The following is a 26,102-nucleotide window of genomic DNA, read 5'->3' as shown; positions in this document are numbered from 1 at the left end:
CATACTTTAAAAAACTTAATTATTTGTTTCGCCACAAATAACCAGCAACTAAAAAAACTCCTACATCTCGTCACTCGGCTGCTCATAGCCCTTGGCTACATTGGATATGAGGTGGCGAGTAATAAGTGCTATCGCCCTTGAAGGGGCAGTGAGTGACGGTGGAGGAAATCGAGAGCTTCGCCATATCCACATCCTCTTTCGGAATGTAGTGGCGGTGTGGATAGCCTTTTTCGCGCAGCTCGATGGCGTTGCGGGTATCGGCGATCAGGGTGTCGCCAGTAAGGATGCGCACCCGCCGGGAATGCGGATGCAGGGTGATGCGGGGTTCGGTGTGATCGGCCATCGGCAGTTCCCTTGCGAGTCGGCTGATCCATCAGCCTAGAACGAGGGGTTCAGAATGTCACCGCTTGGTGACAATTTCACTTAGGCTTTTGATCTAGGTCGGTCTTGCGGGAACGACCCGCTCGCCTCCCTCACGCCCTCGCCCGCTTGGCGCCAACGCGCCTGCCCGCCATGATGGTGGCCATTATCAACTGCGGGAGACTTGGGGATGAACCAGACACCACGCGCGCCGGCGCCGCTGACGACGCTGGGCGGGCGCTCCGTGCTGTTCGTGATGGCGGCGGACGCCGAATACGGGCCGCATCTTCGAGAGCGGTTCACGCCCTTCATGACCGGCGTGGGGCCGGTGGAGGCGGCGGTGGAGCTCACCGCGGCGCTGGCGGAGCTTGCGGCGCGCGGGCAACGGCCGGACCTGGTGGTGTCGCTGGGCTCGGCGGGCAGCCGGGCGCTCGAGCAGACCGAGGTCTATCAGGCGACCTCGGTGGCCTACCGCGACATGGACGCCTCGCCGCTCGGCTTCCAGAAGGGCGTGACGCCCTTCCTCGACCTGCCGGACATCCTGCCTCTTCCGCTGCGCATTCCCGGGATTCGCGAGGCGTCGCTCTCCACCGGCGCCAACATCGTCTCGGGCGCGGCCTATGCCGCCATCGCCGCCGACATGGTGGACATGGAGAGCTACGCCTGCCTGCGCGCCTGCACCCGCTTCGGCGTGCCGCTGGTGGTGCTGCGCGGCATCTCGGACGGCAAGGCGGAGCTCAACCACGTCGACGACTGGACGGAGTATCTCCACGTCATCGACGAGAGGCTGGCCGCCGCGGTGGATAGGCTGGGCGAGGCGCTCGGCGAGGGCTTGTTACCGGGCTGAGGCGCCAGTGCCGAGGCCAGGGGCGCGGCGCGTCACGGCGTGGGCACCAGCGCCATGTGCAGCAGCGGATAGGGCTTGCCCAAGCCGTCGAGCGGCGAGCGGTCGGTGACGGAAAACCCCTTGTGCCGGTAGAAGCCCAGCGCCTGCGGGTTCTGTTCGTTGACGTCCACCCGGGAGGCGTCCTGGGCGGTCACCGCGTCATCCAGCAGCAAGGCGCCGATGCCGGCGCCGCGCGCCTGGGGCGCGACGAACAGCATCTCGATCTTGCCGTCTTGCACGCCGCAGAAGCCCAGGATGTCACCGCTCTCGCCCTTGACGCACGTTAGATCGACGGCGCCGAAATACTGCTCATAGATGAGCGGCTTCAGCTCCAGCAGGTCGTCTTCCCGCAGGAAGTCGTGCGTTGCCCTGACCGAGGCCTCCCAGACCTCCAGCAGCTCGCGGTAGTCTTCCCTTTCCACACTCTCGACGTACATCCCACACTCCCCTGTTTCTTGTTCCCTAGCCGCCATGGCGTCGTGCGCCGCCTCGTGGCGTCCGGGTCGAGGCAAGGGCCCGGCGCTCGGGCGACGTCGCGGCGGCTGGCGCGCCGATAAAAGACGCCATGCCGCCCACTGCTGTCAACCGACGCCACCGTATCCCGCACTCGTGGAGGCCATTCCCATGACATCGCCGAATCCCCTGATCGACCGGCTGGGCATCCAGCCAATCATCCAGGCGCCCATGGCCGGCGTGGCCACGCCGGCGCTGGCGGCGGCGGTATCGAATGCCGGCGGCCTGGGCTCGCTGGGCATCGGCGCCAGCGGCGTCGACAAGGCTAGAGCGATGATCGAGCGCACCCGGGCGCTGACGCCCCGCCCGTTCAACGTCAACGTCTTCTGCCATGCGCCCGCCGTGCGCGACCCGGCCCTGGAGGCGGCCTGGCTGTCGCACCTGGCGCCGCTGTTTCGGGAATATGACCGCGAGCCGCCGGCGGGGCTCGACGAGATCTACCGCAGCTTCGTGGAGGACGAGGCGGCCTTCGAGATGCTGCTCGAGACGCGCCCCGCCGTGGTCAGCTTTCACTTCGGCTTGCCGGCCGAGGCGCGGATACGCGCGCTGCGTGAGGCCGGCATCTACACGCTGGCGACGGCGACCAACCTGCGGGAAGCGCGCGAGATCCAGGCGCGGGGCGTCGACGCCATCGTGGCCCAGGGCGATGAGGCGGGCGGGCACCGCGGCTGCTTCGATCCGCAGGCGGACGATGAGCGGCTGAGCACCTCCGTGCTCGTTCGCCGGCTGGTCAGGGAGATGGACCTGCCGATCGTTGCGGCCGGCGGCATCATGGATGGCCAGGGCATCCGCTCGGCCCTGGCGCTGGGCGCCTGCGCCGCCCAGCTGGGGACGGCCTTCCTGCTGTGCCCGGAATCGGCGGCCAACGAGGGCTATCGCGCGGCCCTCAAGAGCGAGCGTGCCGAGACGACCCGCATGACCACGGCGCTGTCCGGGCGCCCGGCGCGCGGCATCCTCAATCGCCTGATGCGCCATACCGAGGCCTCGTCCGATGCCACGACCGGGGCGACGACCAGGGCCATGCCGCCGGCCTATCCGCTGGCGTACGACGCGGCCAAGCGGCTCAACGCGGCGGCGGCCGAGCGCGGTGATCATGACTTCGCGGCGCACTGGGCCGGACAAGGGGCGCCGCTGGCGCGCGAACTCCCCGCCGGCGAGCTGGTGAGCCGGCTGCTTCAGGAGTGGCAAGGCGACGCCTGACGGCACGGGCACGGCCGTTCCCCGAGTGCCCAGCGGTGCCGTCGCTGGACACGCCCGGGGTGTCGGCGGCTGGCCGAGGCTTTAGGATGAGAGGCGACCCTTCGGCATCGAGCTCAAGGAGGCGCCATGCCTGCCACGCGCACGACCTCGCCCGCCCTGGAACGGGCCCACCTGGTGTGGGACCTGTTCATCATCGCGCTGGTGATCGCCAACCTGGGGCTGCTGCTGTTCGACAGCCTGTTCCTGCTGCCGCCGCTGAACGCCGCCTTCGAGGCCGTGGCCCCCGGGCTGTACGGCGCCTACGAACGGCACATCCACGCCAACTTCCTGACCATCGACCTGGCGTTCGTGGCCGTCTTCCTGTTCGACGTGCTGCTGGGCTGGGCGGTGGCCATCGCCGAGCGCCACTACCACCGCTGGTTCTTCTACCCCTTCGTGCACTGGTACGACGTGCTCGGCTGCATCCCGCTGGGCGGCTTCCGGCTGCTGCGTGTGCTGCGCGTGATCTCGCTGCTGCACCGCCTGCAGCGCATGGGGCTGATCGACTTACGCCGCTGGTATATCTACAGCGTATTCGCCAAGTACTACGACATCCTGCTGGAGGAACTGACCGACCGCATCGCCATCCGCATGCTCGACAACGTGCAGCAGGAGATCCGCGCCGGCGACGGGCTCTCGGCCCCGGTGATCGAGCGCGTGGTGCAGCCGCGCAAGCAGGCGCTGATTCGCGAGATCAGCCAGCGGCTGGAGGCCATGGCCGGCGATGCCTACGACCGCAACCGCGACGACACCCTGCGCTACGTGCGCGGGCTGGTCGGCCGCACCCTGGCGGAGAGCCCGGAGCTCAAGCGGCTGTCGCGCCTGCCGATGGGCGGCCCGCTGACCCGCGGGCTCGAGGCCTCGCTCTCCGACCTGGCCTGCCACCTGGTCGACGAGGCGCTGGCGGGGCTGAAGTCGTCGGAGTTCTCCAGCCTGGTGGAACACCTGGCCGAGAGCGGCTTCGATGCCTGGCTGCGCACCGACCCCGAGACCGAACAGATCACCGAGCAGGTGCTGGTGGACATGCTGGATCTGCTCAAGGAACAGATCGCGGTAAAGGGCTGGCAGCACAAGTATCGGTGAGAGGCTGCCCGGCTCTAGGGAGAATCGAGGTCCGTCCCCGACAGACCATGCTGGCTCTTGATGCCGTTCAGCTGCTCCAGCAGCTGGGGGATGTTGTCCTGGATGATGCTCCACACGGTATCGTCGTCGATCCCCAGATAGGCATGGATCAGGCGATTGCGAGTGGCAATGATCATCCGCCAGGGGATTTCCGAATACCGATGACGAACAGCATCCGGAATACGGGTCGCCGCTTCGCCGATCAGTTCGAGGTTACGCAGGGTGGCGTCGTAGGTGAGATCATGAGCGAGAAAGCTGTCCTGATCGAGATCTTCCGTGTAGGACAGGACCTTCTCGGCGAAACCGATCATGTCATCGATGTAGAAGCGCCATTCACGCTGGGAGCGAGGCTCAGACACGGAGCGCCTCACGCTCGACATAGGGCCTGAGCTCGGCGCGAAGCGCCTTGTCGGTCACCAGATCCACGGGATGCCCCAGCAGGTCCTCAAGGTAGAACTGCACCCCGAAATAGCGGGCCGAAGTGGCAGGGCCATCGAAACTCACCAGAATATCGACGTCACTGTCGTCTCGCGCTTCATCCCGCGACATGGAGCCGAAGAGCGACAGTGACCTGACCCCGTACTCGCTGGTCAGGGTCGACATGTGGTCCCGAAGCAATTGCAGGGCCCTGGTTCTGTTCATCTTCCGCCACCTCTCACCGGCATCAAACCTTCAGAGCATTGATCTGCCTGGTTTTGCATCGATCAGCCTAGCATGGGGTAGAGCCAATCCCCAGCCAGACCTGGCCTGCATGACGCGTCATCTCGCAGCGGCTGCAGTCGGTCAGGAGTGCGTACCGTCTCTAGGAGCATCGGCCGGTTTCTCCTCCTCCGATGCCTCCGCCACGGGCTCTTCCAGCTCCTCCGGATCCTCCAGCGGCTCGCCTTCCTCGTTCTGGAGCTGGTGGTCGTAGGCCGCCTGCAGGCCGGTGTCTTCCTCGGCCGCCTGTTCTTCCTCGTCCTCGCCGTGCTCGATATGGCCGGGATAGAACGGCGAGAGGATGGACACCAGGATGCCGAGCGCGGCGAACATGGAGAACGCCGTGGCGTAGCCGAAGGCATCGACCAGCCCGCCGACCACCGGCGAGCCGGTGGCCTGCCCCACCGAGACCGCCATGAAGGGCAGCACCGGCCCCACCGACAGCCGGCCCGGCAGCAGGCGGATGCCGGTCATCAGGTAGAGCCCCGTCAGACTCATGTAGGCCAGGCCGAAGACCAGCGCGGAGAACGCCGCCAGCGGCGTCTGGGCGGGGCTGGCCGCGAGCAGCGCCAGGCTGGCGGCCAACATCATCAGCATCAGCGCGTGGGTGATCGGCGGGTTGTTGCGGTCGGCCAAGTCGGCCACCACGGCGCCGCCGAGGCCGGCGATGCCCACCGCCAGCCACAGCCAGCCGGTGGAGGCCGGCGACAGGCCGCCGAGGGTGACGACCAGGTCGGGCGCGAAGATCCAGTAGGCGGACGAGACGAAGCCCATCACGAAGGCGAACAGCGACAGCCGCACGAGGCGCGACCAGGGCAGCTCGGGCAGCGGCGGCGGCGGTGCGGCGTTCGAGGGCACGATCCGCGACACCGAAGGCAGGAACCACCAGGCGGCGACCACGCCGATGGCGGTGCAGATCGCGAACGAAAGATAAGCCAGCCGCCAGGCGCCGACCATGAACAGCACCGTGGGCACGGCGACGATCACGCCGATGCTGGTGCCGGCGTTCATCACCGAGCTGACGCGCCCGTGCAGCGAGCGTCTCACCATCGCCTGCATGGCGGCCGTGAGGGCCGGCATCATCAGGCCGGTGCAGATGCCGCAGGCGAACACGCCGGCGCCCAGCATCAGCGCGTCGGAGGCCTGGCTGATCAGCCCCAGGCCCCCGACGCCGAACAGGCCGGACAGCACCGCCGTGTTGCGGGCGCCGAGATGGTCGGTGATGAAGGGCGCGACCACCGTGGACAGCAGGAAGCTGATCAGCGGCAGCGCGCCGATGATGCCGATGGCGTAGGGCGTGAGCTCCAGCGCGTCGCGGATCTGCGGCACGAACAGGCCGAAGGCGAAACGCGCCAGCCCGTAGCTGATCGCGACCAGCGCCGCCCCGAGAATCGCGAATCCCGTACTCGAAAGAGACTTCATGACACCTCCGCCAGGCTCGCCGGGCTGATAATCCGTGGATGGTCATCGATACCGACTGGTATATGCCGATATGCGCGACCTTGCCAGCTACCCCGGGCGATATGCCACCCTATAACGACCACACCGTGTTGCCCCGCGACGGGCACGACCAAGGTGTCATTCACTCGCCGACGGAAAGGAGTCTTCCCATGAGCGACCGGAATGCCTACGAACAGAAGCTGCGCGCCAAGCTGGACGAGATACAGGCCGAGGTGGACAAGCTGAAGGCCCGCGCCAAGGGCGCCGAGGCCGACCAGCGCATCGAGCACGAGAAGGAAGTTGACGAGCTCGAGGCCAAGCGTGACGAGATGCGCCAGAAGCTCGACGAGCTGCGCGACGCCAGCGACGACGCCTGGGACGACATCAAGGCCGGCGCGGAACGTGCCTGGGGCTCGCTGAGCGATTCCCTCGAGAAGGCCCGCTCACGCTTCAAGTGATGCGCCGCCCCTCCCCACGCTAGCCCCACGCCCCGGCCCTTCCTGGCCGGGGCGTTTTCGTATCGCCCTCCCGCCGGCCTTCCGCCACCACGCCGGCCGTGATGGAATGCCCTACTTCCACCACTTCGATGACGGGGCCGGGAACCGCGAGCCGCCGATGAAACGCTACGAGACATTCGCCGACCAGATCGCCGAGCTGATCCGCGAGGGCGTGCTGGCCCCGGGCGAGCGGGTGCCCTCGGTGCGCCAGGCCAGCCGCCAGTACGGTATCAGCCACTCCACCGTCTTCCAGGCCTACTACCTGCTGGAGGATCGCGGACTGATCGTGGCCAGGTCGCGCTCCGGCTATTACGTGCGCGAGCAGGCCCGGCGCGTGCTGCACGAGCCGCGCATGACGCCGAGCCGGCAGGAAAGCGCCGACGTGGCCGTCAGCGAGCTGGTGTTCTCGGTGCTCGACTCGCTCCAGGACCCCGACACCGTGCCGTTCGGCTCGGCCTTCCCCAGCCCCGAGCTGTTCCCGCTCGCCCGGCTGGCCCGCAGCATGGCCAGGGGCCTGCGCGAGATGAACGGCAATGAGGTGCTCCGGGACATGACCGCCGGCGACGCCGACCTGCGCCGCCAGATCGTGCTGCGCTACACGCTGAAGGGAATGCCGCTGCCGCCCGAGGAGCTGGTGATCACCAGCGGCGCCATGGAGGCGCTGAACCTGGGGCTGCAGTGCGTGACCGAGCCCGGGGACCTGGTCGCCATCGAATCGCCGGCCTTCTATGCTAGCCTGCAGATCCTCGAGCGGCTGAAGCTCAGGGCGGTGGAGATTCCCGTGCACCCGCGCGAGGGCGTCGACCTGGACGTGCTGGCGGACAGCCTCGCGCGGCTGCCGATCAAGGCCTGCTGGTTCATGAGCCATCTGCAGAACCCGCTCGGTGCGAGCCTCGACGACGACAGGAAGCGCGCCCTCTACGCGCTGATCAAGCGCCACCGGGTGCCGCTGATCGAGGACGACGCCTACGCGGAGCTGCACTTCGGCACCACGCCGCCGAAGCCGGTGAAGCAGTTCGACGACGAGGGCCTGGTCATCCACTGCGGCTCGTTCTCGAAGAGCCTGGCGCCGGGGTATCGGGTCGGCTGGGTGGCGGCCGGGCGCTTCGCGGAGGCGATCTCACGGCTCAAGCTGATGACCACCATCTCGCCCTCGGTGCCGGCCCAGGCGGCCATCGCCGACTATCTCCAGTACGGCGGCTATGACCGCCACCTGCGCCGGCTACGCCATGCACTGGAGACCCAGCAGGGCCGGATGCTGACCGCGGCCGCGCAACACTTTCCGGCCGAGACCCGGGCCACGCGCCCGGCCGGCGGCTACTTCCTGTGGTTCGAACTGCCCGAGCGAGTGGACTCGCTGCGCCTGTTCCATCTGGCCCGGGAGCATGGCATCAGCCTGGCGCCGGGGCCGATCTTCTCCGCCACCCAGGGCTTTCGCCACTGCCTGCGCCTGAGCTACGGCCATCCCTGGACGCCGCGCAGCGAGGCGGCCATGGCGACGCTGGGCGAGCTGATCGACACTTTCTGAAGCGATGTTCACTCCGCTCCGTTCAGGCGCCGTTCCAGCCGGCCTATCTGCTGGAGGTCGTGCAGGTAGAGGTCGAGCCTGGACGCGGCGAAGGCCAGCAGCGCCGAGGCATAGACCAGCCCGGTCAGCACGGCCAGGTCGTTGATCCAGGCCAGGGCCGGCACGGCCACCGGGTAAGCCGTCGCGAAGATGCTCATACCGCCCCAGAACAGCGCCATCAGGCTGCAGGCCATGACCAATACCAGCATCGGCCCACGCCGATAGTGCCGCGGCGGGCGGCTCTTCCAGCCCGGCAGGTGAGCGACGGTCAGCTCGCCGCGGGTATCGATGCGCCCGCGGCGGCGCAGCAGCGGCTCGGCGAAGGCCTTCTGCCGGCCCGGCGCCACCGCCGCCAGCACCAGGCGCGGGTCGACGTCGCCGCCGAAGATGCGGGCGACCGCCTGCTTGAACCCTTTCGAGGGCTCACCGTCGCGGCAGTCCTCGGCCTCGTCGGCCAGCGTCGTCAGCGCCCGGTTGACCCGCTCCGGGCGCTCCTCCTCGTCCTCGAAGTTGATCGCATAGTGCACGCTGTACACCTGATGCAGCGCGAACGTCACACCGACGAAGATCAGGAAGAACGCGACGTAGATCATCATGACACCCCTCAAACCCTGGAAACCGGCCCGCGTCCCGCGGCCCCTGTCGTGGGCGGTCAAGATGACAGAACGGCCGGGACCATAACAGGGGCAGAAGGTCGCGAAAAAAGGGGATCAGTTCAGGCTGGGTCGCCATCATGGCATCGTGGGCCGAGGCCCAGCTCGAGCAGCGCGACGTGGTCGTGCCGCCCTGCGGCGATCCATCGCCGGCCGAAGCAGCGTCAGACGCTGAGCCTGGTGTAATAGGTGATCACCTCGGAGCGCACCCCGGTCGCGTCGGCCTTGATCAGGCCGGCCCCCTTGATCTGGGTGCCCGGGAAGGACCACCAGCACGACGCCGTGAGAACGCCGCCCTCCTCGTGGCTCAGCACTTCGGACAGCTCCATCAGGGGATCCGGGAGTTGCCCACCGCATTGCGCGGCGATGCTCTCCTTCAAGCCCTTGAGGTAATCCGGAAACGCCTTCCTCGTCACGACCCCGAAGTCGGGATCGTCGAAGGTGTAGTCCTCCGCCGTGGCCTTGAGGATCCTGTCGGCATCGCCGTGGGTCCAGCCGTCCGCGTAGGCCCTCAGGTGTTCCGCCGCGTTCATCGTCATGCCCTCCGTTCTCGTCAGGGGCTAGCCGTCATGGGACGTTACGATGCACGGGCGATGCGAAATCCCGGCGACTCGCCGGCTGATTCCCCTCTCCCTGACCATCGGGCAAAGGGGCCATGCCGACGCCGCTGCGATCAACCGTCCCTACTGAGCCAGTATAGGCCGGTGGTGTCCCTGCAAGGCGCTTCCCACGCGGCGATCAGCGTCGGCACGACGCCCTGGAAAAAGACGAACTTCGGCACGATGCCGTGCAGCAGGTACACCAGCGGTGTCAGCCGGAAGCGGCGATGGTTGCCGAGCTGCACGATGCCCCCGACGGCTGGAAACGGCAGCGCTTACTTCATCTCGAAGCCGCGCTTGACCAGGAAGTCGCGCATATGAGGACGCAGCTTGGTGTCGAACAGCGGGCCTAGGCTCTTCGACCAGTTGGTGTCCTTGGTACCGCCGGTGCGCTCGCCGTAGTAGCGCTGCATCTCGTCGTCGTAGGCGTCGACCTGCTCGCGATCGTCGGTGTAGCGGTCTTCCTTGAGGATCGCCTCCACCGGCAGGCGCGGCTTCACGTCCGGATCGTGGGCCGGGTGGCCGATGCACATGCCGAACACCGGGTAGACGTGGTCCGGCAGCTCGAGCAGCTCGCTGACGGCCTGCGGGTTGTTGCGGATGCCGCCGATGTAGCAGATGCCGAGGCCCTCGGACTCGGCGGCCACGGCCACGTTCTGCGCCATCAGCGCGGTGTCGACGCTGGCCACCAGCAGCTGCTCGGTCATGCCGCGCACGACGTTGGCACCGGTGCGCTCGGAGGCCTCGGTGGGCCGCTTCATGTCGGCGCAGAACACCAGGAAGTCGGAGGCGCTGGCGATATAGCCCTGGCCACCGGCCAGCTCGGCGATCTGTTCGCGCTTGGCCGGGGTGGTCACGTGGATGACGCTGTAGGCCTGCACATGGTTGGAGGACGCGGCGGCCTGGCCGGCGCTGACCAGCTCCCGCAGCAGCTCGTGCGGGATCTTCTGGTCGGTGAACTTGCGTACCGAGCGGTGGGACTTCAGCAGTTCGATGGTCGGATTCATGGGACCTCGCGGGATTCACGTTCGAACAGGCAGGGTCGGACGAATCGCCGTCCCTGCCAAGACCCCAACAAGATACTTAACATGCTTACGGCATGCCATCATGGGCGCCATATCGTCGAGCTATCGGGGGCGACAGAGGGCGGGCATCGGCACGAGCGGCTTCGGGCACTATATTAGGGGACCATCGCCGCCATCGACATTCGGACACCACCAAGGGAGGAAGCCACGCCATGTCGTTGACCTTCAAGCCCCGACCTCGTGGCGGCCGCTGGCCGGTCGCCCTGGCCTGGCTGGCCACGCTGCTGCTCGTCCTCGCGGCGGCGCTGATGGGCGGCGCAGGGCCGGCCTACCGGATGGAATGGCTGACGCTCGGGCAGTCGTTCTCGCTGCTGCATCGCGGCGCCCTGCTGGCCGTGGGCGCGGCGGGCGTCGCCGCCCTGGCCTTCCTGATCGCCGGCCTGTGTCGGCGCGGCAAGCCGGCCCTGGCGAGCCTGCTGATGATCGGTGCGGTGGTGGCGATGGTGGCCCAGCCGCTTCAGCTGCGCGAGCTGGCCCGCCGCGTGCCGCCGATTCATGACATCACCACCGATCTCGCCGATCCGCCGGCCTTCGAGGCGCTGGCCGAGGCGCGCCGGGAAGCGCCCAACGCGCTCGACTACCCCCGCGCCTTCGCCGAGGCCCAGCGTTCCGGCTACCCGGCCCTGGGGCCGCTGGAGATCGCCCGCCCCCTGCCGGAGGTGCGCGATGCCGCCGAGGCTCTGGCCCGGGCACGCGGCTGGACGATCGCGGCCGTCTCCGAACGCCGGCTCGAGGCGGTGGCGACCACCCGCTGGTTCGGCTTCGAGGACGATATCGTGATCCGCCTGACGCCGACGCCAGCGGGCACCACGGTGGACATGCGCTCGGCCTCGCGCCTCGGCCGGAGCGATCTGGGCACCAATGCCGCGCGCATCCAGACCTTCCTCGAGGACCTGACGGCACGCCTGTCCGCCTGAGGCCGGCGACGAGGCAGGACAGGGAAGGTGGCCGATTCGTCACCGAATCGTGAACACGCTACCATCATGCCCCCGCGAGACGCCGGTCTCGCGGGCCGCTGCAGCGGTCCACCATCATTCACAGGGAGCATCCTTCATGGCGGCCACGTACCGCGCCCCGGGTCAGATCATCACCTCGCTGCTGGATACCGACTGGTACAAGCTCACCATGATGCAAGGGGTTCACCACAACTACCCCAATGCCAGCGTGACCTGGGAATTCCGCTGCCGCGACGCCGAGGACCTGCGCCCCTATCTCGACGAGATCCGCGCCCAGATCGACGGCCTGGCCTCGCTGTCGCTGAGCGAGGCGGAATCGGACTACCTGAGCGGCTTCGCCTACATGTCGCCGGACTTCGTGCGCTTCCTGGAGCTGTACCGCTTCCGTCCGCAGTATGTGGACCTGCACATGGAGGGCAGCGAGCTGTGCATCGTCATCGACGGGCCCTGGACGCACAGCATCCTGTTCGAGATCGTGATCCTCGCCATCATCAGCGAAGTGCGCAATCACACCCTGAACCCCGGGGCCAGCGTCGATCAGGCCGTGTCACAGCTGCGCGCGAAGATGGACCGGCTGCGCCGTGACTATACGCCGGCCCAGCTGGCCGACTTCCGGCTGGCCGACTTCGGCACCCGGCGGCGGCTCTCCCAGCCGGTGCAGGAGGCCATCGTCGAGGTGCTGACCGAGGAGTTTCCCGGCCAGTTCGTCGGCACCAGCAACGTCGATATCGCCCGGCGCCACGGCCTGGCGCCGATGGGCACCATGGCCCACGAGTGGGTGATGGCCCATCAGCAGCTCGGCAGCCGGCTGGTGGACAGCCAGCGCGCCGCGCTGGAGGCCTGGGTACAGGAATATCGCGGCCATCTGGGCGTGGCGCTGACCGACACCATCAACCTCGACGCCTTCCTGGCCGACTTCGATCTGTACTTCGCCAAGCTGTTCGACGGCCTGCGGCATGACAGCGGCGATCCCATGGTGTTCGCCGAGAAGTGCATCCGCCACTATGAGACGCTCGGCATCGACCCGCGCGGCAAGACGCTGATCTTCAGCGACGCCCTGACCTTCGACTCGGCGATGGGCATCAAGACCGCGCTGGACGGGCGCATCCGCACCAGTTTCGGCATCGGCACCAGCCTGACCTGCGACCTGCCGGACGTGAAGCCGATGAACATGGTGATCAAGCTGGTGGCCTGCAACGGCCAGCCGGTGGCCAAGATCTCCGATGCCCCGGGCAAGATGCTGTCCCGGGACGAGGCCTATGTGCGCTACCTGAAAAGCGTCTTCGGCGTTTCGCACTGATCCGAAAGTGTCTGCGCTCGGCTATACGGCGTTAAAAATCAGCTCAAAATGCTCATTTACAGCTCGTAAACTCCGCTTTCTCGCTGATTTTTGCCTTGTCTAGCCTTCGCTCGACGACTTTCAAACTATTGCTGCCCCCCTGGACGCGAAACCTGGACCGAATGCGAATCGCACGCGAAGACAATCTCAAACCATTGATATATCAGGAAAAATTGACCAACCTCGCGCTCCGAACTAGGATGCGCACCTGATACGTCACGTCGACAAGGAAGAACGCTCATGCAAGGCAACCAAGAGATCATCGACGCCCTGAACGGCCTGCTCGCCGCCGAGCTCGCCGCCATGGACCAGTACTTCGTGCACGCCGAGATGTATGCCGACATGGGGCTGACCAAGCTCCATGAGCGCATCGACCACGAGTTCTACGACGAGAAGGGCCACGCCCAGAAGCTGATCGAGCGCATCCTGATGCTCGAGGGCAAGCCGGACATCCACACCCGCACCGAGGTGCGCATCGGCAAGGACGTGGAAGAGATGCTCGGCTACGATCTGCAGCTCGAGTACGAGGTGGGCGACGCCCTGAAGGCCGCCATCGCCCTTTGCGAACGCGAGCGCGACTTCAACACCCGCGCCATCCTGCTGCCGCTGCTTTCCGACACCGAGGAAGATCACGCCCACTGGCTGGAACAGCAGCTGCGCCTGATCAAGCTGGTCGGCCGCGAGAACTATCTGGTCGCCCAGATGTAAACCGCTCGGGCCGGCCCGGCTCGGCGCTCAGCCTCTTCAGCTCAGTCAACTGGGCTCAGGGGCTCAGACCATAGCGCCGCGCGGCGCGGCGCAGGCGCCAGATGGTGATCACATTGGTCAGGAGGATCAGCGTCTCGGCGAGGGTGCCGCCGATGGAACCGGCCAGCAGGTTGCTGATCACCCAGCAGAAGGCCGCCACGGCCAGCACCGCGCGCATGGCGATGCCGCGCAGCATGAACATGCCCCAGGTGCCCAGCAGGCCGGCCAGCAGTGCCGGCACGTCGCGCGGGCCGCTCCAGGTCAGCAGGGCGACCGCCAGGGTGGCGACGAGGACCCCGGCCATCACCGCGGCGTTGCCCGGGTAGCGGCGCACCAGGACGATGCGCAGCACGATCAGCGCCGAGATGCCCGCCGCCACCCAGCTCTGGAACAGCGCGAACTGGGCGGCGAAGGCCACGTTGGCGAACAGCAGCAGCACGAACAGCCGATCGTCGCGCCGGCTGGCGAAGCCGGCCACGCACAGCGCCAATGCCACCAGGCTGACGCCCTGCCCCAGCCACTCCCTCGTCACCAGCCCGCTCAGGCCGATCTCTTCCATGCGTGCCTCCCTTCATCGCGCTGTCCTCAGGCATCGCGTCAGGCTAGCATGCCGCGCCATGGGTCAGCGCTCACTTCCGTTGCTGTGCCGACATGCGGTCACCCCGGCGCCAGACGCTTCCCCCTCTCTAGCCAAGCCGGCTCCGACGCGGTAGAATAATTAGGTAGCGAACTATGATCTGGCCAGCACCGGCGCATGGTTTGCTGTTTCCTTCGATTTCGGGCCGGCCTCCACCAGGAGGCCGGCTCTCTTTTCGCGCGTCATGCCGGGCCACCGCCCGCCATGCACCGTCGACACCGCCCTATCCCCCGACCGCATGAAGGAGTCTTCCCGTGCCGGATGTCACCTCTCATTGCTCGACCCAGCGCCGTCCGCCCCTGCATCGCCCGACCCCGCTCTCCCCGTCCACCTCCGACGCGAGGCGACTGCCATGACCCAGAGGGACCGACTCCACTTGCGCTACGGCCCCCGCTATCGGCTGTGGGTCACGCTCACCGTGATGCTGGGCCTGGTGGCGCTGGGCATGTCGATCACCATCGTCAACGTGGCGATTCCCTTCATCAGCGACGATCTCGGCCTGAGCGACGCCGAGGCCCAGTGGCTCTCCACGGGCTTCCTGGCCTCCACCACGGTGTCGCTGCTGGTGGCCCCCTGGCTGGTGCACGCCGTCGGCCAGCGCGCCACCTATGCGGGCCTGCTGCTGACCTTCATCGCCGCCTCGATCCTCGGCGGACTGGGCAATGGCATGGCGATGCTGGTCGCCGCCCGGGTGATCCAGGGCGCCATGACCGGCCTGATCCGGCCGCTGGCGATGCAGGTGCTGTTCGACGTCTATCCCGCCGAGGGGCGCGGCATGGCAGTGGCCATGTACGGCATGTGCCTGGGACTGCCGCTGACTCTGGCGACGGTGATCGGCGGCTGGCTGGTGGAGCACCTGTCGTGGCACTACGTGTTCTTCGTGCCGCTGCCGATCTGCGCGGCGGCGGTGGTGATGGGCGGGTTTTTCCTCCCGCCCAGGGAAGGCCGCGGGCCGCTGCCGCCGTTCGACTGGGCCGGCGCCGGGCTGCTGCTGGCCGCCGTGTTCGCCCTGCTGACGGCGCTCTCCAGCGGCCAGCGCTGGGGCTGGAGCGACCCGCGCATCGTCGGGCTGGCACTGTTCTCGCTGCTCGCCGGCGCGGCCTTCGTGGCCTGGCAGCGGCGCTGCGCGCAGCCGCTGATGGATCTGTCGATCTTCCGCTACCGGCTGTTCGTGGTCGGCACCCTGGCGATGCTGCTGTTCGGTGGCACCTTCTACAGCGTGATGTACCTGCTGCCGCAGTTCGTGCAGTCGGTGCTGCACTTCAGTCCGGTCACCACCGGCATGATCTACCTGCCCTCCACGGCGGTGCTCGGCGTGCTGGTGCCGCTGGTCGGCTGGCTCAGCGACCGCCACCCGCCGCTGTGGCTGACCCTGCCGGGCCTGGCCAGCACGGCGTACGCGGTGTGGCGAATGGCGCAGATGGACGCCGGCACCAGCTTCGCCGCCCTGGCCGGCATCATGGGCATCATGGCGATCGGCATGGCGGCCTTCCCGCCGCCGACGCTGGCCAACGCCATCGCCGCGCTGCCGGCGCGGCTGACCGGCTACGGCTCGGGCATGCTCAACTTCGTGATGCAGCTGGGCGGTGCCCTGGGCACCGCCGGGCTGGTGATCCTGCTCGAGCACCAGACCGGCGTGCACGGCCGGCAGATCGCCTCGAGCGGCGCGCCGAGCGATGCGGTGTCGCCCGACGGCTGGGCCTCGATCCTCGCCTATCAGGACGGCTTCTGGTGGCTGGTGATCAGCCTTATGATCATCATCGTGCCGACGCTGCTGGTCAGCCACTGGCGCCACGACTGACGCTCCACGGCACTCTCCACAGCGCCCTCCATACGCGCTTCCGCTCGCCCGAGCCCCGACGCCCGCCTCTCCGGCGGGCGTCGTCGTTGTCAGGCCTGGTCGTTGTGGTTGTGGTCGTCGACGGCTCGCCGGAACTCCTCCCGCCAGGCCTCGGCCTGGAGCGCCGGATCCTCCGGCAAGCGTCCCAGCTCGACGGCCAGCGCGAAGAAGCCCTCGCGCGGCAGGCCCTCGCCCTGTCGGCTGACCACCAGCGCAGCGATGAAGGGACGGCCGGCGGCGGCGTCTTCCCGCATCAGCTGTTCCAGGGCCAGCGCCACGCGGCGAATGGTACGCGGCGGCGTGAGCGCCAGGGCCTCGGCGAGCCGCTGGTAGGTCAACGGCAGCCTGTCATCGGGGGCCGCCTCCAGCAGCCGGCGCACGCGGGCCGACAGTGGGGCTTCAGCATCGCTCATGGGGGTCGTTCCTCATGTATCAGGGGCGCGTGGATGATGCCGCTCGAGGCGTGGCGCGTCGAGGACGGGATTAAACTTGTACAATAGCGATACATGATTAAAAATAAGTAAAATAAAATGCACGCCATCGCCTCTCCCTTGACTGCTCCGCAGTCGCGAGCGCATCGAAAAAGGAACCACCATGGGACACTGCGCCAGGGTCGCCAATCACTGCAACCGCTGCGAGATCGAGCTGCCCTTCGACTTCGCCATGGCCTTCCAGCCGATCATCGACGTCGGCCGCCGCGAGATCCACGCCTACGAGGCGCTGGTGCGAGGCCCTGACGGAGAGTCCGCCCATTCGGTACTGCGCCAGGTCGACGACCGGCTGATGTATCGCTTCGACCAGGCCTGCCGGGTCAAGGCCATCGAGCAGGCCAGCCGGCTCGGCATGAGCGTGCCGCTCTCGATCAACTTCCTGCCCAACGCGGTCTACGAGCCCGCGGCCTGCCTGAGCGCCACGCTGGAAGTCTCGCGGCGGGTGGGCTGGCCGCTGGAGCGGCTGATCTTCGAGATCGTCGAGACCGAGCGCGTGGTCGACCGCGACCACCTGGCGGAGATCATCAAGGCCTATCGCCAGGCGGGCTTCCGCGTGGCGCTGGACGACTTCGGAACCGGGCACGCCAACCTGGACGTGCTGACCGAACTGTATCCGGACAAGCTCAAGATCGACCGTCAGCTGATACAGGGCTGCCACCGGGACCCGCGCCGCCAGGCGATGGTCCGGGCGCTGGCCGCCATGGCCGGCCCGCTCGGCGTGACGCTGATCGCCGAGGGCGTGGAAACCGCCGAGGAGGCGCGCTGGCTGTTCGAGACCGGCATTCCCCTGCAGCAGGGCTACTACTTCGCCCGCCCGGCCCTCGATGCCCTGGCCGAGGACCCGAGAGAACGCATCGCCGCGCTGTTCCCCCGCTCGCTCGACCGAGGATGATCGCATGCCGCTGACCCTGACCCGCTCCGATAACGTGCCGCGACTGGTGCGTGCCGCGCCCATCGGCATCTGCATCACCAACGAGGAGGGCATCCTCGAGATGGTCAATCCGGCCTACTGCGCGTTCTACGGCTACGCCGAGGAGGAACTGCTGGGCCAGCCCTTCACGATGATCATCCCGGAGGCCAGCCGCGAGGCCATGATTGCCCGGCATCGTGACTTCATGCGGAGCGAGGAGGAGCAGGACAAGCGTCAGGAATGGGAGGTGGTCGGTCGCGACGGCGAGACGCGCAGCATCATCGCCGAATCGTCGCGCCTGGAGGACGATGCCGGGCGGCTCAAGCGCGTCACCTTCATCACCGACATCACCGAGCGCAAGGCCATGGAGCGGCGCCTGGACTTCCTGGCCCGCCACGACGACTTGACGGGGCTGCTCAACCGCCGCGCCGGCATGGCGCGGCTGGAGGAGGAGATCGCGCGCAGCCATCGCCAGGACTCGCCGCTGTGCGTGGCCATCGTCGACCTGGACCACTTCAAGCAGATCAACGACCGCCACGGCCACGCCACCGGCGACGAGGTGCTGGCTGGCGTCGCCGAGCTGGTGCAGGCCAACCTGCGATGCTACGACATCCTGGCGCGCATGGGCGGCGAGGAATTTCTGGTGATCCTGCCCGGCGTCACCCACGCCCAGGCCCACGAGACCCTCGAACGCCTGCGCACGCGAGTCGCGAGCGCGTCGCTCGGCCGGTCGGCCCTCGCCGTCACGCTCTCCGCCGGCATCGCCTCGCTGCGCGCGGACGATGCCAGCCATGTGCTGCTCGAGCGCGCCGACCGGGCGCTCTATCGCGCCAAGCAGGACGGCCGCAACCGGACCCTGGTGGGCTGAGCGGCCGCGCCGGCAATCGGCCTCAGGCCAGCACCGCGTCGATCTCGCGCTCGCCGTCCAGCAGCGGATACTCGCGGCCGTTCTCCGCCTTGCCCTGCACCAGATGCAGCAGCGCATGGGCCACGTTGGCCCGGGAGACATCGTTGTGGCCGCCGTTTTCCTCCAGCGAGGCGGCGACGCGCCGGGTGGCCGGCTCGTCGGTGAGGCGGCCCGGCTTGAGGATCGCCCAGGGCACCTCGGCGGCCTTGAGATAGGCATCGGCGGCACGCTTGGCGGCGAGATAGGGGCGCAGCTTCTCCGGTCCGGCCAGCGGGTCGTCGACGCGCAGGGCGCTGACCATCACGAAGCGCTCGAGACCCAGCTCGGCGGCCAGATCCACCGCGCGCATGGCACCGTTGAGGTCGATCAGCAGCGTCTTGTCGGGGCCGGTGTGCGGCCCGGAGCCGGCGGTGAACACCACCTGGTCGCAGCCCTCGAAGGCGTGACGCAGCTCGCCCTCCAGGTCGCCGATCACGGTCTCGATGCCGCGCGCCTCGAACCAGGCGCGCTGGTCGTCATTGCGAACCATCGCCCGAACGGGCTCGCCGGCCTGCTGGGCCAGCTCGCAGAACAGGCGGCCGATCTGGCCGTTGGCGCCGATCACCAGGGTGGTCATGGGAAGGTCCCTCATGTGCCATGGATGTCAGACAGGCATGCGGGCCGGCCCGCCGGGATTCAAGGGCGGAGCGGGAAATCCACCGCCCACTGGCCGCCTGGCTCCCGGTGGCGTACCCTGCGGCCTCGTTTTCATTCACCCAGAGGAGCGGCGCCTTGCAACCCGAGGATCTGCAACGCCTGGTCACCCAGCGCATGCCCTTCGGCAAGTACGAAGGCACCCTGATCGCCGATCTTCCCGGCCCCTATCTCGCCTGGTTCGCCCGCGAGGGCTTCCCGGCGGGCCAGATCGGCCAGCTGCTGCAGCTGATGCACGAGATCGACCACAACGGCCTCAGCGAGCTGCTCGAACCGCTGCGCCAGCGCGGCTAACGGCCGCTCCGCCCACCGATCCCCCTATTCATCCCCCTCTATTCACTCTGCTCATTCACCCTATTCATTCACCCACCGCGAGGACAGCATGCTGCGTATCTCCAATACCGTGGAAGTGCCCGACCACGAGATCGAGATTCACCAGATCCGCGCCCAAGGCGCGGGCGGGCAGAACGTCAACAAGGTCGCCTCGGCGGTGCATCTACGCTTCGACATCCCCGCCTCAAGCCTGCCGGAGTTCTACAAGGAACGCCTGCTGGCGCTCTCCGACCAGCGCATCAGCAAGGACGGGGTGATCGTGATCAAGGCCCAGGAGCACCGCACCCTGGAGCTCAACAAGGAAGACGCGCTGAACCGGCTGCGCGAGCTGATCCGTCAGGCGATCCAGCAGCGCAAGGCGCGCAAGCCGACCAAGCCGACCAAGGGCTCCCAGCGCCGCCGGGTCGACAAGAAGGTCAAGAAGGGCCAGACCAAGGCGCTGCGCGGCAAGGTGAAGCTCTAGGCACGGCGAGCTCAGCGGAAGGTGTCGCAGACGGCACTCTGCGTCGAGGGATCGTGACGCTCGGTATGCGTCACCGGCCCGTCGCCGGGCTCGATGGTCACGCTCCACTGGTGATCGTGCTGCATGGGGTCGCAGTTGCCGGCGGTGCCGCCGCCGAAGTTGGCATCGATCCAGTAGTGCACGGCGTACCGGCCGTCCGCTTCCAGCGCGCCGGGAAAGGTGAAGGCGAAGCTCGGGGCATCCTCGGCAGAGACCTTGCCGGTCTCCACCGCGATGGTCTCGTCGAGGGCCGTGTCGACCAGCGCCGCCTGAATCGCCTGGCCGCCGTGGGGCCCCTGGAAGCTGGTGTCGCCCTGGAAGACCAGGTCCTGCCCCTCACTGGCGAGCACCGTGCCGGCGATCAGCGGCAGCGTCAGCGACAGGCTCAGACCGAGCCGGGCGGCGAAAGATGTCGTGGACATGGCGTGAACCTCCCTATGCAGTATTCGGGGCAAGCACAATGGCTCCCTCAGCATAGTGCCCCACCCCAACGCCTGCCGGCGGCGAGCTTTTCCATGCGCCATGGCTTATATTCTCTGCGCCGCTTCGCGCCGCGAAACCCAAACGCTCCACCGTTCCGTCACGCTCGCTGACGTGATGGCGACGGCCCTCGCCATGGCCGATTTAAAACGATCGTTTTCATTTGCGCGGCGATCGGCTAGACTCGTTTTCGAACAGCGTTTCCTAACGCCGATACCCCTCCATGGAAAGGAGACCCTCATCGTGTCACCCACCGTGTTCCGCCATCGCCGCGAGGTCACGCCATGACCACCGATGCGCTGCTGATCCAGGTTCTGCTCTACGTCTTCCTGCCGCTATGGGGCATCGCCGGCTTCGTCGACTGGTGCTGCCATCGGGCCACCCGCATCGAGGCCACCTCGGGGCTCAAGGAGTCGCTGGTCCATTCGCTGATGGGCCTCCAAGTCGGCATTCCGATCCTTCTTTGCCTGCTCTTTGAGGTCAACGTGCTGGTGCTGCTGATCTGCCTGGCGGCCTGGGTCCTGCACGAGCTGGTCGCCCACTGGGACGTCCACTACGCCGCCCCGCGCCGCCACATCAGCATCTGGGAGATGCACGCCCACAACTACCTGGCCAGCCTGCCGCTCTACATGCTGGCGCTGATCGCGGTGATCAACGGCCCGGTGGTGGCGGACCTGCTGACCCTGGACTGGGCCGGCCAGCTGTCGCTGGTGCCGCTGGACACGCCCCACGGCGGCGCCGGCTACCTGCCCGGCTATCTGGCCTTCATGGCGGTGCTGGCGATCTTCCCCTACGCGGAGGAAAACCTGCGCTGCCTGGTGTTCGCCCTGAAGCGCCGGAGGCCGGCATGAGCGTCTACATCACCAGCACCGGCCATCACCTGCCCGGCGAGCCGGTCGACAACGACCGCATCGAGGAGGTGCTGGGCCAAGTCCACGGCAGGCCCAGCCGGCTCAAGCGGCGCATCCTCGAGGCCAATGGCATCCGCACGCGCCACTACGCCATCGATGCCGAGCATCGCACCACCGTCAGCAACGGCGAGATGGCCGCACTGGCCGGCCGCGACTGCCTGGATCAGGGCTACCTGCCCGATGCCCGCCTCGACATGCTCAGCGTGGCCACCAGCCAGGGCGACCTGGTGCTGCCGGGCTTCGGCAGCATGGTGCAGGCCGAGCTGGGCCTGCCGAGCCTGGAGCTGCACACCAGCCATGGCATCTGCTCGAGCAGCATGATGGCGCTGAAGGCGGCCTGGACGGCGATCCGCGCCGGCGAGCACGGCAATGCGCTGGTGGTTGCCAGCGAGCTGGCCTCGCGGCTGTTCAAGGCCAGCCGCTTCGAAGCCGCCGGGGCGACGCCGGACTTCAACGCCGAGTTCCTGCGCTGGATGCTCTCCGACGGCGCCGGCGCCCTGCTGCTGGAGGATCGCCCGCGCGGCCTCAGCTTTCGCATCGACTGGATTCGCGGCGTGTCCCACGCCGACGCCTTCCCGGTGTGCATGAGCGTGGGCCGACCGAACGGCCAGGGGCGCCACCCGAGCTGGCAGGACTACCCCACCTACGCCGAGGCCGAGGCCGACGGCGCACTGCTGATCCGCCAGGACGTGCGGCTGCTCGATCACCTAGTGAAGCTCGGCGTCGACGGCCTGCTGCGGCTGATCGACGAGGGCCGGGTGAGGGTCGACGAGGTCGACCACCTGCTGTGCCACTACTCGTCGCATCACTTCCGCGGCCAGATCCACGACATGCTGACCCAGGCCGGCGCCGCCATTCCCGAGGAGAAGTGGTACACCAACCTCTACACCCGTGGTAACACCGGCTGCGCCTCGCTGTTCATCATGCTCGACGAGTTCCGCCGCACCCGCGAGCTCGCCGAGGGCGAGACCCTGCTGTGCTTCGTGCCCGAGAGCGGGCGCTTCAACAACGTCTACATGCACCTCACCGTGGTCAGGGAGGCCACCTCATGAGCGACAAGGTCACCACCTCCGAGGGCCAGGCCTGCCTGCAGGGCCTGATGCGCGTCTGGTTCGACTTCGAGCGCCAGCTCGGCCGGGTGCCGATCCTCCAGCGCCTGGAACGCGACCGTTTCACCGACGAGGACTACCGCAGGCTGCTGTGCCACCTGCGCCAGCAGGTGATCGAGGGCGCACGCTGGATCACCCGCGGCGCCTCGAGCTTCGAGCGCGACTTCGCCGACGTGCGCTCGATGGTCATCGAGCACGCCCGGGAAGAGCACCGCGACTACGAGATGTTGGAGGCCGATTACGTGGCGGCCGGCGGCGAGCGCGAGACGATCGTCCACGCCGAGCGCAACGCCGGCAGCGAGGCGCTGCACGCCTTCATGATGCACCGCGCCAGCCAGCCCAACCCGGTCGATCTGATCGGCGCCATGTGGATCATCGAGGGGCTCGGCCACAAGATGGCCGACGACTGGGCCCGGCGCATCGATGCGGCCCTCGGCGGCGACGGCGGCGCCACGCGCTTCATGCGCTATCACGGCGCCAACGACGATGCCCACCTGGACAAGCTCTACGCGATGCTCGACCGGGTCTGCCGCGGCGAGGCCGAGCGCCGCGCGATCCTGCGCACCGCCCGGGTGGTGGCGCGGCTCTATGCCCTGCAGCTCGAGGAGATCGACCATGAGCCGACGTAGCCCCTTCCTGCGCGCCCTGGAGGCCGACGACACCCTGCCCATCGAGCGCGAGGCGCTGCGGCTCTGGCTCGACGACATGGAACGCCCCACGCGCTGGTCGCTGCGCCCGCTGCTGCAGCTGGTGCTGGGCGCGCTGCTGCATCTGACCTGGTTTCTCAAGCGACTGCCACTACCCCAGTTCCGCGCCCACGGCCTGCTGCAGCGGCTGATCTGCTGGTTCTGCCGCCACGTGGTCAGCCCCGAGGCCAACCGGCTGATCCTGCGCCACTACGCCACCGAGTCGAACGTGATCAACTTCCTGATCGACAACGGCGCCGCCGGCGATGTCGAGCCACTGACGCTGTATCCCCGGCGCATCGAGGACATGCTCACGGCGAGCTTCGTCGATCACGACCAGGAGCTGTTCCGGGCCTTCGCCGAGCTCGGCGAGCGCGGCCAGGACACCGCGCCGCGGCCGACCGGGGCGCTGCGCTGGGACCACTGGCGGCCGCTGGACATGACCGAATTCACGGTGGAGCGGCGCCGCACCCAGGTGCTCGACTTCGAGAGCGCCCACGTGCTGTTCATGTGCCTGTTCTGCCTGCTGCTGACCCGCGAGGAATACCGCGACGCCATCAACGGCTTCAACCTCGACCAGTCGATCGCGCTGCGCATCGGCCGCATGATCGACGACCCGAGCCTCGCCGAGCTGGCCTACAACAAGTACCCGCACTACCTGGTCGGGCCCTGGAACCTCAGCCAGCGCTTCCTGATGCACGGTTTCTTCACCGAACACCTCTACGCGCGGCTGGAGGCGCTCCGCCAGGGGGATGAGGGCCTGAGCCAGAAGGAGGAGACGTCGTGACTTTCACGGGGGGCTAAGTAGTATTGAGAGGTGCGCCACGCACCAAGACTCAAAACATCGCAAGGGAACAGACTCATGTCGTCGATTCATCGCAAGGCTGCGCTCGTGGCTCTTCCGCTGCTGTGCTTCAGCGCCGCTGCCCAGGCCCTGGACTGGCAGGCCACACCCACCTACGGGACCGTCAATCTCAACTCGGGCTTCCAGCCCGACCCCCACGTGACCTCGCTCACCGCCGGCGGCAGCCGCTCCGCGAGCGAGGCGGGGCCCAACTGCAGCGGCTACGTCAGCGGAGACCCCGACCTGGACCTCAACTACCAGGCCGGCCAGTACCAGCTGAGCATCTACGCCGAATCCCAGGCGGACACCACCCTGGTGGTCTTCGATGCCGCGGGCAACTGGCACTGCAACGACGACTTTTCCACCGCGGCCGGCACCAACCCGGGCATCGTGTGGAACAACCCGCCCTCGGGCAACTACAACATCTGGGTCGGCACCTACCAGTCGGGCAACCTGCCCGAGGCCGAGCTCTACATTTCCGAAGCGTCTCCCGCCTGGGGCGGCGGCAACGTCTCCACCGGTTCCGGCGGGGCGTCCCACGGCATCGAGTGGGGCGACAACACCAGCCAGTGGGCCAACGACGGCGAATGCGACGACCCCCGCTTCGGCGGCCCGGGCGTGCACTCGATCAACCTGGACGAGGATCGCTACCACGACGCCAACGACTGCCGCTCGCTCTACGAGCAGGGCCAGATCTATCTGAAGTGATGCCCGCCGGGCGCCGGCAGCCGCCGGCGCCCGACCGTCCCGCTGGCGGCCTCAGTGGTTCTTGACCCGCCATATCCGCCACCCCAGCACCACCAGCAGCAGGATCGCCAGCGGCCCGAACACCGCCACCGCCCGCCATGGGGCGATCGGCATGCCCAGTGCCTCGAGGCTGCCCAGCGCCAGCTTGATCAGGCTGAACAGGTAGTAGCTGATGACGATGATCGACAGGCCCTCGACGGCCTTCTGGATCTTCAGCTGACTGCTGGAGCGCGCGTCGAGGCTCTTGAGGATCTCGACGTTCTGCTCCTCGATCTCCACCTGGGCACGGGTCCGCAGCAGGTCGTTGAGGCGTGCCACGTTCTCGGCCAGCCGCTCCTGGCGACGATCCACCGCGGCACAGTAGCGTACCGTGGGCTGGAAGCGGCGCATCAGGAAGACGCCCAGCCGCTGACAGTCGCCCACACGGCTCTCGCGCAGCCGCTCGACCCGGTCGAAGACGATGCCGGCATAGGCCTCGGTGGCGGCGAAGCGATGACGACTGCGCGCGCCGCTGCGTTCGAGCCGGGCCGACAGCGAGGCGATCGCCGCCAGCAGCGGACGCGGCCCCTCGGGCAATCCCTCGGCGTTGCGGTCGGAGAGCTCACCGAGCTCTGCCTCGAAGCCCGCCAGTTCACCGCCGAGGGACTTGGCCAGAGGCAGCGCCAGCGACGCCATCATGCGATAGGTCTCGATCTCCAGCAGCCGGCGGCCGATGCGCCCCAGGCGGAAATCGTTGAGGGCGCGGTTGACCACCAGCAGGCGATTGACGCCGGACTCGTCGAGGCGGAAGTCGCTCCACACGGTGGCGTCGCCCCCGGCGACCCGCGAGCCGGCCGGATCGACGAAGCCGTAGTGGGCGGTATCGCCGGCCCAGTCAGCCTCGTTCTCGACCCGGATCAGGGTGGCGCTGATCAGCGCCTCGTGGTGGGCCTCGGCGATCTCGGCCAGCCGCGGCGGCGGCGCCGGCCACAGCGGCGTATCATCGGCGATCGGCACCATCAGGGTGAGGGTGAAGAACTCGGTATGGCGCTCCCACTTCAGCACCCGATCGCCGTCGAGGGTGAGGATGCCCTGCACGGCATCGGGCGCCGGCCGGGTACCGGTCAGCTCGTACAGTCGCCGGACGATGCCGTCGCAGACGCCGTCGGTGTCGAGGAAAGCGTAGTGATGCAGGTGGGCCGGCTCGGAGAAGTAGATGGAGGGCCGGGCATGCAGCTCGTTATGGAGTTGTTCGCGCTGGGGATGCATGGTCGAAACCGCGTCAGAAAGGGGGAACCCTCGAGACTACGGGCCCGGGCGGCCGCGGGGAA

General features: G+C 67.8%; 32 protein-coding genes. 18 read left to right on the top strand and 14 right to left on the bottom strand.

All coding sequences use genetic code 11. The features are described from left to right. Window positions 1-82: 82 nt before the first annotated feature. Window positions 83-343 (bottom strand): DUF427 domain-containing protein, encoded by a 261-nt coding sequence (locus tag UN84_RS01535; RefSeq protein WP_052719363.1) that lies wholly within the window; start codon window positions 341-343, stop codon window positions 83-85. A 207-nt stretch (window positions 344-550) separates the two neighbouring features. On the opposite strand from UN84_RS01535, the gene UN84_RS01530 reads away from it, so the two are divergent. Beyond that, window positions 551-1,207: a 5'-methylthioadenosine/S-adenosylhomocysteine nucleosidase gene (locus UN84_RS01530; protein WP_046079466.1), complete on the top strand. Its 657-nt coding sequence runs from the start codon at window positions 551-553 to the stop codon at window positions 1,205-1,207. 32 nt (window positions 1,208-1,239) lie between these two features. Here UN84_RS01530 and UN84_RS01525 read toward each other — a convergent pair whose 3' ends face one another. Further along, window positions 1,240-1,683 (bottom strand): GNAT family N-acetyltransferase, encoded by a 444-nt coding sequence (locus UN84_RS01525; RefSeq protein ID WP_046079467.1) that lies wholly within the window; start codon window positions 1,681-1,683, stop codon window positions 1,240-1,242. Between the two features lie 187 nt (window positions 1,684-1,870). Between UN84_RS01525 and UN84_RS01520 the strand changes: the two genes are divergently transcribed. Together UN84_RS01520 and UN84_RS01515 are read left to right on the top strand one after the other, a co-directional pair. After that, complete coding sequence (locus UN84_RS01520) at window positions 1,871-2,959, top strand: NAD(P)H-dependent flavin oxidoreductase (RefSeq protein ID WP_046079468.1); 1,089 nt, start codon at window positions 1,871-1,873, stop codon at window positions 2,957-2,959. A gap of 126 nt (window positions 2,960-3,085) precedes the next feature. Next, complete coding sequence (locus tag UN84_RS01515) at window positions 3,086-4,081, top strand: ion transporter (protein ID WP_046079469.1); 996 nt, start codon at window positions 3,086-3,088, stop codon at window positions 4,079-4,081. Between the two features lie 14 nt (window positions 4,082-4,095). On the opposite strand, the gene UN84_RS01510 is transcribed toward UN84_RS01515, so the two are convergent. From UN84_RS01510 to UN84_RS01500, 3 genes are all read right to left on the bottom strand, one after another. After that, window positions 4,096-4,479: a HepT-like ribonuclease domain-containing protein gene (locus UN84_RS01510; RefSeq protein ID WP_237022345.1), complete on the bottom strand. Its 384-nt coding sequence runs from the start codon at window positions 4,477-4,479 to the stop codon at window positions 4,096-4,098. Continuing rightward, window positions 4,472-4,723, bottom strand: coding sequence for a nucleotidyltransferase family protein (locus tag UN84_RS01505; RefSeq protein WP_237022344.1), 252 nt, complete (start codon window positions 4,721-4,723; stop codon window positions 4,472-4,474). Before UN84_RS01505 ends, UN84_RS01510 begins: the two co-directional genes overlap by 8 nt. 180 nt (window positions 4,724-4,903) lie before the next feature. After that, window positions 4,904-6,241, bottom strand: coding sequence for an MFS transporter (locus tag UN84_RS01500; protein ID WP_046079471.1), 1,338 nt, complete (start codon window positions 6,239-6,241; stop codon window positions 4,904-4,906). Window positions 6,242-6,429: 188 nt separating this feature from the next. Between UN84_RS01500 and UN84_RS01495 the strand changes: the two genes are divergently transcribed. Continuing rightward, on the top strand, window positions 6,430-6,717 hold the full coding sequence (locus tag UN84_RS01495) for a coiled coil domain-containing protein (protein ID WP_046079472.1): 288 nt from the start codon (window positions 6,430-6,432) through the stop codon (window positions 6,715-6,717). Window positions 6,718-6,874: 157 nt separating this feature from the next. Further along, on the top strand, window positions 6,875-8,284 hold the full coding sequence (gene mapR / locus UN84_RS01490) for a GntR family transcriptional regulator MpaR (protein WP_046080423.1): 1,410 nt from the start codon (window positions 6,875-6,877) through the stop codon (window positions 8,282-8,284). A gap of 8 nt (window positions 8,285-8,292) precedes the next feature. On the opposite strand, the gene UN84_RS01485 is transcribed toward mapR, so the two are convergent. The 4 genes from UN84_RS01485 to nfsA form a co-directional block, all read right to left on the bottom strand. Beyond that, on the bottom strand, window positions 8,293-8,919 hold the full coding sequence (locus tag UN84_RS01485) for a hypothetical protein (protein ID WP_046079473.1): 627 nt from the start codon (window positions 8,917-8,919) through the stop codon (window positions 8,293-8,295). 221 nt (window positions 8,920-9,140) lie between these two features. Next, complete coding sequence (locus UN84_RS01480) at window positions 9,141-9,515, bottom strand: nuclear transport factor 2 family protein (RefSeq protein ID WP_046079474.1); 375 nt, start codon at window positions 9,513-9,515, stop codon at window positions 9,141-9,143. Between the two features lie 134 nt (window positions 9,516-9,649). Beyond that, the gene (locus tag UN84_RS01475) at window positions 9,650-9,820 is read right to left on the bottom strand and encodes a hypothetical protein (protein ID WP_161796810.1); all 171 of its coding nucleotides are present in this window, start codon (window positions 9,818-9,820) and stop codon (window positions 9,650-9,652) included. A 30-nt stretch (window positions 9,821-9,850) separates the two neighbouring features. Next, entirely contained in the window at window positions 9,851-10,582 is a 732-nt protein-coding gene (nfsA, locus tag UN84_RS01470) for an oxygen-insensitive NADPH nitroreductase (RefSeq protein ID WP_107181315.1), read from the bottom strand. A 230-nt stretch (window positions 10,583-10,812) separates the two neighbouring features. On the opposite strand from nfsA, the gene UN84_RS01465 reads away from it, so the two are divergent. The 3 genes from UN84_RS01465 to bfr all read left to right on the top strand — a co-directional run bounded on the left by UN84_RS01465 (window position 10,813) and on the right by bfr (window position 13,663). Next, window positions 10,813-11,577, top strand: coding sequence for a DUF1499 domain-containing protein (locus tag UN84_RS01465; protein ID WP_046079477.1), 765 nt, complete (start codon window positions 10,813-10,815; stop codon window positions 11,575-11,577). A 136-nt stretch (window positions 11,578-11,713) separates the two neighbouring features. Further along, entirely contained in the window at window positions 11,714-12,916 is a 1,203-nt protein-coding gene (gene pncB, locus UN84_RS01460; protein ID WP_046079478.1) for a nicotinate phosphoribosyltransferase, read from the top strand. 279 nt (window positions 12,917-13,195) lie between these two features. Further along, a complete protein-coding gene (bfr, locus tag UN84_RS01455) occupies window positions 13,196-13,663 on the top strand; it encodes a bacterioferritin (protein WP_035593797.1) in 468 nt (155 codons plus the stop codon). 55 nt (window positions 13,664-13,718) lie between these two features. On the opposite strand, the gene UN84_RS01450 is transcribed toward bfr, so the two are convergent. Then, window positions 13,719-14,261 (bottom strand): YgjV family protein, encoded by a 543-nt coding sequence (locus UN84_RS01450; protein ID WP_046079479.1) that lies wholly within the window; start codon window positions 14,259-14,261, stop codon window positions 13,719-13,721. A gap of 430 nt (window positions 14,262-14,691) precedes the next feature. Here UN84_RS01450 and UN84_RS01445 point away from each other — a divergent pair, with 430 nt between their 5' ends. Beyond that, the gene (locus tag UN84_RS01445) at window positions 14,692-16,140 is read left to right on the top strand and encodes a DHA2 family efflux MFS transporter permease subunit (protein ID WP_046079480.1); all 1,449 of its coding nucleotides are present in this window, start codon (window positions 14,692-14,694) and stop codon (window positions 16,138-16,140) included. Between the two features lie 89 nt (window positions 16,141-16,229). On the opposite strand, the gene UN84_RS01440 is transcribed toward UN84_RS01445, so the two are convergent. Continuing rightward, complete coding sequence (locus UN84_RS01440; RefSeq protein ID WP_046079481.1) at window positions 16,230-16,592, bottom strand: hypothetical protein; 363 nt, start codon at window positions 16,590-16,592, stop codon at window positions 16,230-16,232. Window positions 16,593-16,773: 181 nt separating this feature from the next. On the opposite strand from UN84_RS01440, the gene UN84_RS01435 reads away from it, so the two are divergent. Together UN84_RS01435 and UN84_RS01430 are read left to right on the top strand one after the other, a co-directional pair. Then, window positions 16,774-17,562, top strand: coding sequence for an EAL domain-containing protein (locus UN84_RS01435; RefSeq protein ID WP_046079482.1), 789 nt, complete (start codon window positions 16,774-16,776; stop codon window positions 17,560-17,562). 4 nt (window positions 17,563-17,566) lie between these two features. Then, window positions 17,567-18,448, top strand: coding sequence for a GGDEF domain-containing protein (locus UN84_RS01430; RefSeq protein ID WP_046079483.1), 882 nt, complete (start codon window positions 17,567-17,569; stop codon window positions 18,446-18,448). 22 nt (window positions 18,449-18,470) lie between these two features. On the opposite strand, the gene UN84_RS01425 is transcribed toward UN84_RS01430, so the two are convergent. Further along, window positions 18,471-19,103, bottom strand: a complete 633-nt coding sequence (locus UN84_RS01425; RefSeq protein WP_046079484.1) for an SDR family oxidoreductase — start codon at window positions 19,101-19,103, stop codon at window positions 18,471-18,473. 155 nt (window positions 19,104-19,258) lie between these two features. Between UN84_RS01425 and UN84_RS01420 the strand changes: the two genes are divergently transcribed. Beyond that, complete coding sequence (locus UN84_RS01420; RefSeq protein ID WP_046079485.1) at window positions 19,259-19,474, top strand: DUF3820 family protein; 216 nt, start codon at window positions 19,259-19,261, stop codon at window positions 19,472-19,474. An 88-nt stretch (window positions 19,475-19,562) separates the two neighbouring features. After that, window positions 19,563-19,976: an alternative ribosome rescue aminoacyl-tRNA hydrolase ArfB gene (gene arfB, locus UN84_RS01415; RefSeq protein WP_046079486.1), complete on the top strand. Its 414-nt coding sequence runs from the start codon at window positions 19,563-19,565 to the stop codon at window positions 19,974-19,976. A gap of 11 nt (window positions 19,977-19,987) precedes the next feature. Here arfB and UN84_RS01410 read toward each other — a convergent pair whose 3' ends face one another. Beyond that, window positions 19,988-20,437, bottom strand: coding sequence for a hypothetical protein (locus UN84_RS01410; protein ID WP_046079487.1), 450 nt, complete (start codon window positions 20,435-20,437; stop codon window positions 19,988-19,990). Window positions 20,438-20,779: 342 nt separating this feature from the next. On the opposite strand from UN84_RS01410, the gene UN84_RS01405 reads away from it, so the two are divergent. From UN84_RS01405 to UN84_RS01385, 5 genes are all read left to right on the top strand, one after another. Further along, window positions 20,780-21,346, top strand: coding sequence for a hypothetical protein (locus tag UN84_RS01405; RefSeq protein WP_046079488.1), 567 nt, complete (start codon window positions 20,780-20,782; stop codon window positions 21,344-21,346). Next, window positions 21,343-22,458, top strand: a complete 1,116-nt coding sequence (locus UN84_RS01400; protein ID WP_046079489.1) for a beta-ketoacyl-ACP synthase III — start codon at window positions 21,343-21,345, stop codon at window positions 22,456-22,458. Before UN84_RS01405 ends, UN84_RS01400 begins: the two co-directional genes overlap by 4 nt. Next, window positions 22,455-23,144 (top strand): hypothetical protein, encoded by a 690-nt coding sequence (locus tag UN84_RS01395; RefSeq protein WP_046079490.1) that lies wholly within the window; start codon window positions 22,455-22,457, stop codon window positions 23,142-23,144. Before UN84_RS01400 ends, UN84_RS01395 begins: the two co-directional genes overlap by 4 nt. Next, the gene (locus UN84_RS01390; RefSeq protein WP_046079491.1) at window positions 23,131-23,988 is read left to right on the top strand and encodes a DUF6999 family protein; all 858 of its coding nucleotides are present in this window, start codon (window positions 23,131-23,133) and stop codon (window positions 23,986-23,988) included. Before UN84_RS01395 ends, UN84_RS01390 begins: the two co-directional genes overlap by 14 nt. A gap of 75 nt (window positions 23,989-24,063) precedes the next feature. Beyond that, entirely contained in the window at window positions 24,064-24,753 is a 690-nt protein-coding gene (locus UN84_RS01385; protein ID WP_173834941.1) for a hypothetical protein, read from the top strand. 51 nt (window positions 24,754-24,804) lie between these two features. Here UN84_RS01385 and UN84_RS01380 read toward each other — a convergent pair whose 3' ends face one another. Further along, a complete protein-coding gene (locus UN84_RS01380) occupies window positions 24,805-26,040 on the bottom strand; it encodes a DUF3422 domain-containing protein (RefSeq protein ID WP_046079492.1) in 1,236 nt (411 codons plus the stop codon). Window positions 26,041-26,102: the final 62 nt, after the last annotated feature.

Source organism: Halomonas sp. HG01 (assembly GCF_000968715.2).
GTDB classification, from domain to species: domain Bacteria; phylum Pseudomonadota; class Gammaproteobacteria; order Pseudomonadales; family Halomonadaceae; genus Halomonas; species Halomonas halophila.
The sequence above is the reverse complement of the archived record's forward strand: the minus strand, read 5'-3'. Positions and strand labels throughout refer to the sequence as shown.